General features: G+C 72.6%; 5 protein-coding genes. All 5 read left to right on the top strand.

All coding sequences use genetic code 11. The features are described 5' to 3' along the window. The first annotated feature begins 369 nt into the window (after nucleotides 1-369). The 5 genes from GT045_RS28275 (at nucleotide 370) to dhaL (ending at nucleotide 4,464) form a co-directional block, all read left to right on the top strand. A complete protein-coding gene (locus GT045_RS28275) occupies nucleotides 370-777 on the top strand; it encodes a YciI family protein (protein ID WP_161335927.1) in 408 nt (135 codons plus the stop codon). A gap of 8 nt (nucleotides 778-785) precedes the next feature. Further along, nucleotides 786-1,931, top strand: a complete 1,146-nt coding sequence (locus GT045_RS28270) for a DUF6596 domain-containing protein (RefSeq protein WP_161335928.1) — start codon at nucleotides 786-788, stop codon at nucleotides 1,929-1,931. A 127-nt stretch (nucleotides 1,932-2,058) separates the two neighbouring features. Beyond that, nucleotides 2,059-2,919 carry a class II fructose-bisphosphate aldolase gene (locus GT045_RS28265; protein WP_161335926.1) on the top strand — a complete coding sequence of 287 codons (861 nt, stop codon included), beginning with the start codon at nucleotides 2,059-2,061 and terminating at the stop codon, nucleotides 2,917-2,919. Between the two features lie 2 nt (nucleotides 2,920-2,921). Further along, nucleotides 2,922-3,785, top strand: coding sequence for an HAD-IA family hydrolase (locus GT045_RS28260; RefSeq protein WP_161335925.1), 864 nt, complete (start codon nucleotides 2,922-2,924; stop codon nucleotides 3,783-3,785). A gap of 22 nt (nucleotides 3,786-3,807) precedes the next feature. Continuing rightward, complete coding sequence (dhaL, locus tag GT045_RS28255; RefSeq protein WP_161335924.1) at nucleotides 3,808-4,464, top strand: dihydroxyacetone kinase subunit DhaL; 657 nt, start codon at nucleotides 3,808-3,810, stop codon at nucleotides 4,462-4,464. Nucleotides 4,465-4,472: the final 8 nt, after the last annotated feature.

Here is a 4,472-nt window from a genome sequence, read left to right as displayed (position 1 = left end):
CGGCAACGGCAACACCCAGGGTGGAACGCAGGGTGGCGGAAACGGCAACACGCAGGGCGGCACCCAGGGTGGTGGCAACGGCAACACCCAGGGCGGCACCCAGGGCTGACAGTGGGCGCTGACAGCGGGAAGGAAAGCGGCACCTCGCGGAGGCGATCTCCGCGAGGTGCCGCTGTGTGCGGCCGGTGGCCGGCCCGGGGCCGTGTCCCGGACGGCGGTGCGCCGTCTTCCGCCGTCTTCCGCGCTCGTGGACGAGGGTCCGAGGAAGGCGAAAGATCTTCGGGCGGCGATGTCGAGAACCCGCGACCGGCTCCGTCCCCGGGGGGAAGGCGGCCAGAATGGGTCGCACCGGCACCGAGGAGAAGCACGATGGCCAAGTACCTGCTGCTCAAGCACTACCGAGGCGCCCCGGCTTCGGTCAACGACGCGCCCATGGAGGAGTGGACCCCCGAGGAGATCTCGGCGCACGTGCAGTACATGAACGACTTCGCGGCCCGGCTGGAGGAGACCGGCGAGTTCGTCGACAGCCAGGCGCTCGCCCCGCAGGGGACATGGGTGCGGTACGACGGCGAGGGGCGCCCGCCGGTGACCGACGGCCCGTTCGCCGAGACCAAAGACCTCATCGCCGGCTGGATGGTGATCGACGTCGACAGTCACGAACGCGCCGTGGAACTGGCCGGGGAGCTGTCGGCCGCGCCGGGAGCGGGCGGCAAGCCGATCCACGAGTGGCTCGAACTGCGTCCGTTCCTGGGCTCGCACTCCACGACCACGGAGTGACCGCTCCCATGGACGAGGGCCTGCTGCGGAGGCTCACGCCGCATGTCCTCGCCGTCCTCGTCCGCCGCGGAGCCGACTTCGCGGCGGCCGAGGACGCCGTACAGGACGCCCTGGTCGAGGCGATCCGCGTCTGGCCGGCCGATCCGCCGCGGGACGCCAAGGGCTGGCTGGTCACGGTGGCCTGGCGCAGGTTTCTCGACGCGACCCGCTCGGATGCCGCACGCCGCAGGCGCGAGGACCGCGTGGACGAGCAGCCGGCACCCGGGCCCGCGCCCGCGACGGACGACACCCTCCAGCTCTACTTCCTGTGCGCCCACCCCGCGCTGACGCCCTCGTCCGCGGTCGCGCTCACCCTGCGCGCCGTGGGCGGGCTGACCACCCGCCAGATCGCCCGGGCCTACCTGGTGCCCGAGGCGACCATGGCGCAGCGCATCAGCCGGGCCAAGCGCACGGTCTCCGGCGTGCGGTTCGACCGGCCCGGCGACGTCGCCACCGTGCTGCGCGTGCTGTACCTGGTCTTCAACGAGGGGTACTCCGGCGACGTCGACCTGGCCGCCGAGGCCATCCGGCTCACCAGGCAGCTCGCGGCGGCGATCGACCACCCCGAGGTGGCGGGGCTGCTCGCCCTCATGCTGCTCCACCACGCCCGGCGTGCCTCGCGGACCGCACCCGACGGCAGTCTGGTGCCGCTCGCCGAGCAGGACCGCGCCCGGTGGGACACGGCGTCGATCGCCGAGGGGGTCGAGATCCTGCAGGCGGCCCTCGCCGTCGACCGGCTGGGCGAGTACCAGGCCCAGGCCGCCGTCGCGGCTCTCCACGCCGACGCGCCCACGGCCGAGGAGACCGACTGGGTACAGATCGTCGAGTGGTACGACGAACTCGTGCGGCTCACCGACAGCCCCGTCGTCCGCCTCAACCGCGCGGTGGCCGTCTGCGAGGCCGACGGACCCCGCGCGGGGCTGGCCGCGCTCGCGGCACTGGACGGCTCACTGCCCCGCCACACGGCGGTGGCGGCCTACCTCCACGAACGCGACGGCGACCTGGCCACGGCGGCACAGCTGTACGCCGAAGCGGCCCACAAGGCGTCCGACCTCGCCGAACGCGATCACCTCGTGCGCCAGGCCGCCCGGCTCAACACCGGCAGGCGCCTCTGACCGGCGGGGCCCGGGCGGCCTCCGCGCCAGGTGTCGCCGCCGGTCCCGCGGCCCGGGAGGGCCAGGAGTGGCGGCGTGTGGTGCGCGGGCGTGGAATGGAGGAGCGGGGCGGAGAGGTGGAGGCGTCGTGGGTGTGACACCGCTGACCGAGATCCTCGCCGAGCCTTTCGAGGAGCGCTACGCCGTACCGGCCATCAACGTGTTCAACGACCTCACGCTGGAAGCCGTGCTGGCGGCGGCGGTGGAGAAGGCGTCGCCGCTCATCGTGCAGACGTCGGTGAAGACGGTCAGGTCCGTCGGCAGCGGTGTGCTCTTCGCGATGTGGAACGCGATGACCGCCGGGATCGAGGTGCCCGTCACCCTGCACCTGGATCACTGTCCGGAGCGTGAGGTCATCACCGAGTGCCTGCGGCAGGGATGGAACTCGGTGCTCTTCGACGCCTCCGAGCTGCCGGTCGAGGAGAACATGAGGCAGACCGTCGAGGTCGTCGCGGAGGCGCGCGCCTTCGGTGCCGCGGTGGAGGGCGAGATCGAGTCGATCACCGGTGTGGAGGACGGGGTCGGCAGCGACACCGCCGCCGAGCGGCAGGATCTCTCGGTCGCCCTGGAGTTCCTGCGGACCACCCAGGTCGACGTCTTCGCACCGGCGATCGGCAACGCCCACGGCTCGTACAAGCGGGCGCCGGTGCTCGACGCGCAGCGCGTGTCGGACATCGTGTCGGCGTATCCGGTGCCCATCGCCCTGCACGGCGGCAGCGGCCTCTCCGACGAGCAGTTCCGCGACCTGATCTCCCGGGGGTGCGCGAAGGTCAACATCTCGACGGCCCTCAAGGAGACGTACATGAAGTCGAACCTGGCCTTCCTGCGGACGGCGGAGGAGCGGCGTAAGTGGGATCCGCCGTCGCTCTTCCGGGACGTCCGCCGGGACGTCGTCGAGTTGACCGGTTCGCTGATGGATCTCTTCGGCAGTACCGGGCGGGCGAGGTAGCCGTGCCCGCGCTGCTCTTCGACTGCGACGGCGTTCTCGCGGACACCGAACGCGACGGCCACCTGCCCGCCTTCAACCAGACGTTCGAGGAGTTCGGTCTGCCGGTGCGGTGGAGCGACGAGGAGTACGCGGAGAAGGTGAAGGTCGGCGGCGGCAAGGAGCGGATGCGCACACTGCTGACCCCGGACTTCGTCGCCGCGGCCGGCCTGCCCTCCGACCCGGCCGCACTCGGCGAGCAGGTCGCCGCCTGGCACCGGCGCAAGACGGAGATCTACACGGCGATCATCGGGAGCGGGAGCATTCCGCCCCGGCCCGGAGTGCGGCGGATCGCCGCGGCGGCGCATGAGGCCGGGTGGGCGCTCGCGGTCGCCTCCACCTCCGCGGAGGCGTCCGTCCGCAGCGTGCTCGGACTCGCCATGGGGCCGGAACTGACGCCTCACTTCAGCGTTTTCGCCGGGGACGTGGTCCGGCGCAAGAAGCCGGCCCCGGACATCTACGCGTTCGCCCTGGACCGGCTCGGCCTGGAGCCCGCGAACGCCGTCGTCATCGAGGACAGCCGCAACGGGATGCTCGCCGCGCTCGGCGCCGGTCTCGCCTGTGTGGTCACGACCAGCGCGTACACGGTCCAGGAGGACTTCACCGGGGCCTCCTTGGTGGTCACCTCGCTGGGTGATCCGCCGCCGGAGGAGGTCGTCAGCCGTGTCCTGAGTGATCCACTCGACATCCGCCCGGGCCCCTGTGTGCGCCTCGCGGACCTCGCCGTCCTGCTCGGCACCGGTGGCGGCGCGGGTACCGCCCCGTCGGATCCGCCCGCGGACGGCCCGCTCACCCCCGGTCCGTCCGGTTCCCGTACGCGACCGCACTGATGCCGCGGCAGTCAGGAGAGTCATGCCATCGCCATCGACGCCCGCCGGGGACCTCGCCTTCGTCGTCCGGACCATGGCCCGCACCGCGGTCGACAACGAGAGGGCCTTCAGTGACCTCGACGCCGTGGCGGGAGACGGGGACTTCGGATACTCGCTCGCACGCGGTTTCGAGATCGTACTCGCCGACTGGGACACCCTCGCCACGGAGGCACCGGCCGAGCTCCTGAAGAAGGTCGCCCTGGTCATCTCCAAGCGGGTGGGAGGCACGTCGGGGCCGCTGTGGGGCACCGCCTTCCTTCGGGCCTCCACGGCCGTGAAGGACCGGCCGGAGCCGAACGCCGCGGACGCGGTGGCCATGCTGCGGGCCGCCGCCGAGGGGATCAAGGCGCGGGGGAAGTCCGACCTCGGTGACAAGACCCTGCTCGACGCGCTGATCCCGATGACCGACGCGCTCGAACAGCGACTCGCCGGCGGGGAACCGGACGCCGGCGGTGCGGAGCTGGCCGCGCTGGCCGCCACGACCGCCCGCGCCGCGGCCGACGCGACGCAATCCATGCAGGCCAGGCGAGGCCGCCAGAGCTACACCGGCGAGCGCAGCATCGGCTCGCCGGACCCGGGCGCGGTGGCGGTCGCGGTCATGGCGGAGCGCGTCGCCGCGGAGTGGGACGCGCGCGACTGACCGCGGGT

The organism is Streptomyces sp. SID486 (genome assembly GCF_009865385.1).
GTDB lineage: Bacteria > Actinomycetota > Actinomycetes > Streptomycetales > Streptomycetaceae > Streptomyces.
Note: the sequence above shows the minus strand (reverse complement) of the source record. Positions and strands in the feature narration are given on the sequence as shown.

Coding starts and splice junctions, on each gene's coding strand:
- GT045_RS28275 (WP_161335927.1), top strand. CDS start 370: ATGGCCAAGTACCTGCTGCTCAAGCACTACCGAGGCGCCCCGGCTTCG.
- GT045_RS28270 (WP_161335928.1), top strand. CDS start 786: ATGGACGAGGGCCTGCTGCGGAGGCTCACGCCGCATGTCCTCGCCGTC.
- dhaL (WP_161335924.1), top strand. CDS start 3,808: ATGCCATCGCCATCGACGCCCGCCGGGGACCTCGCCTTCGTCGTCCGG.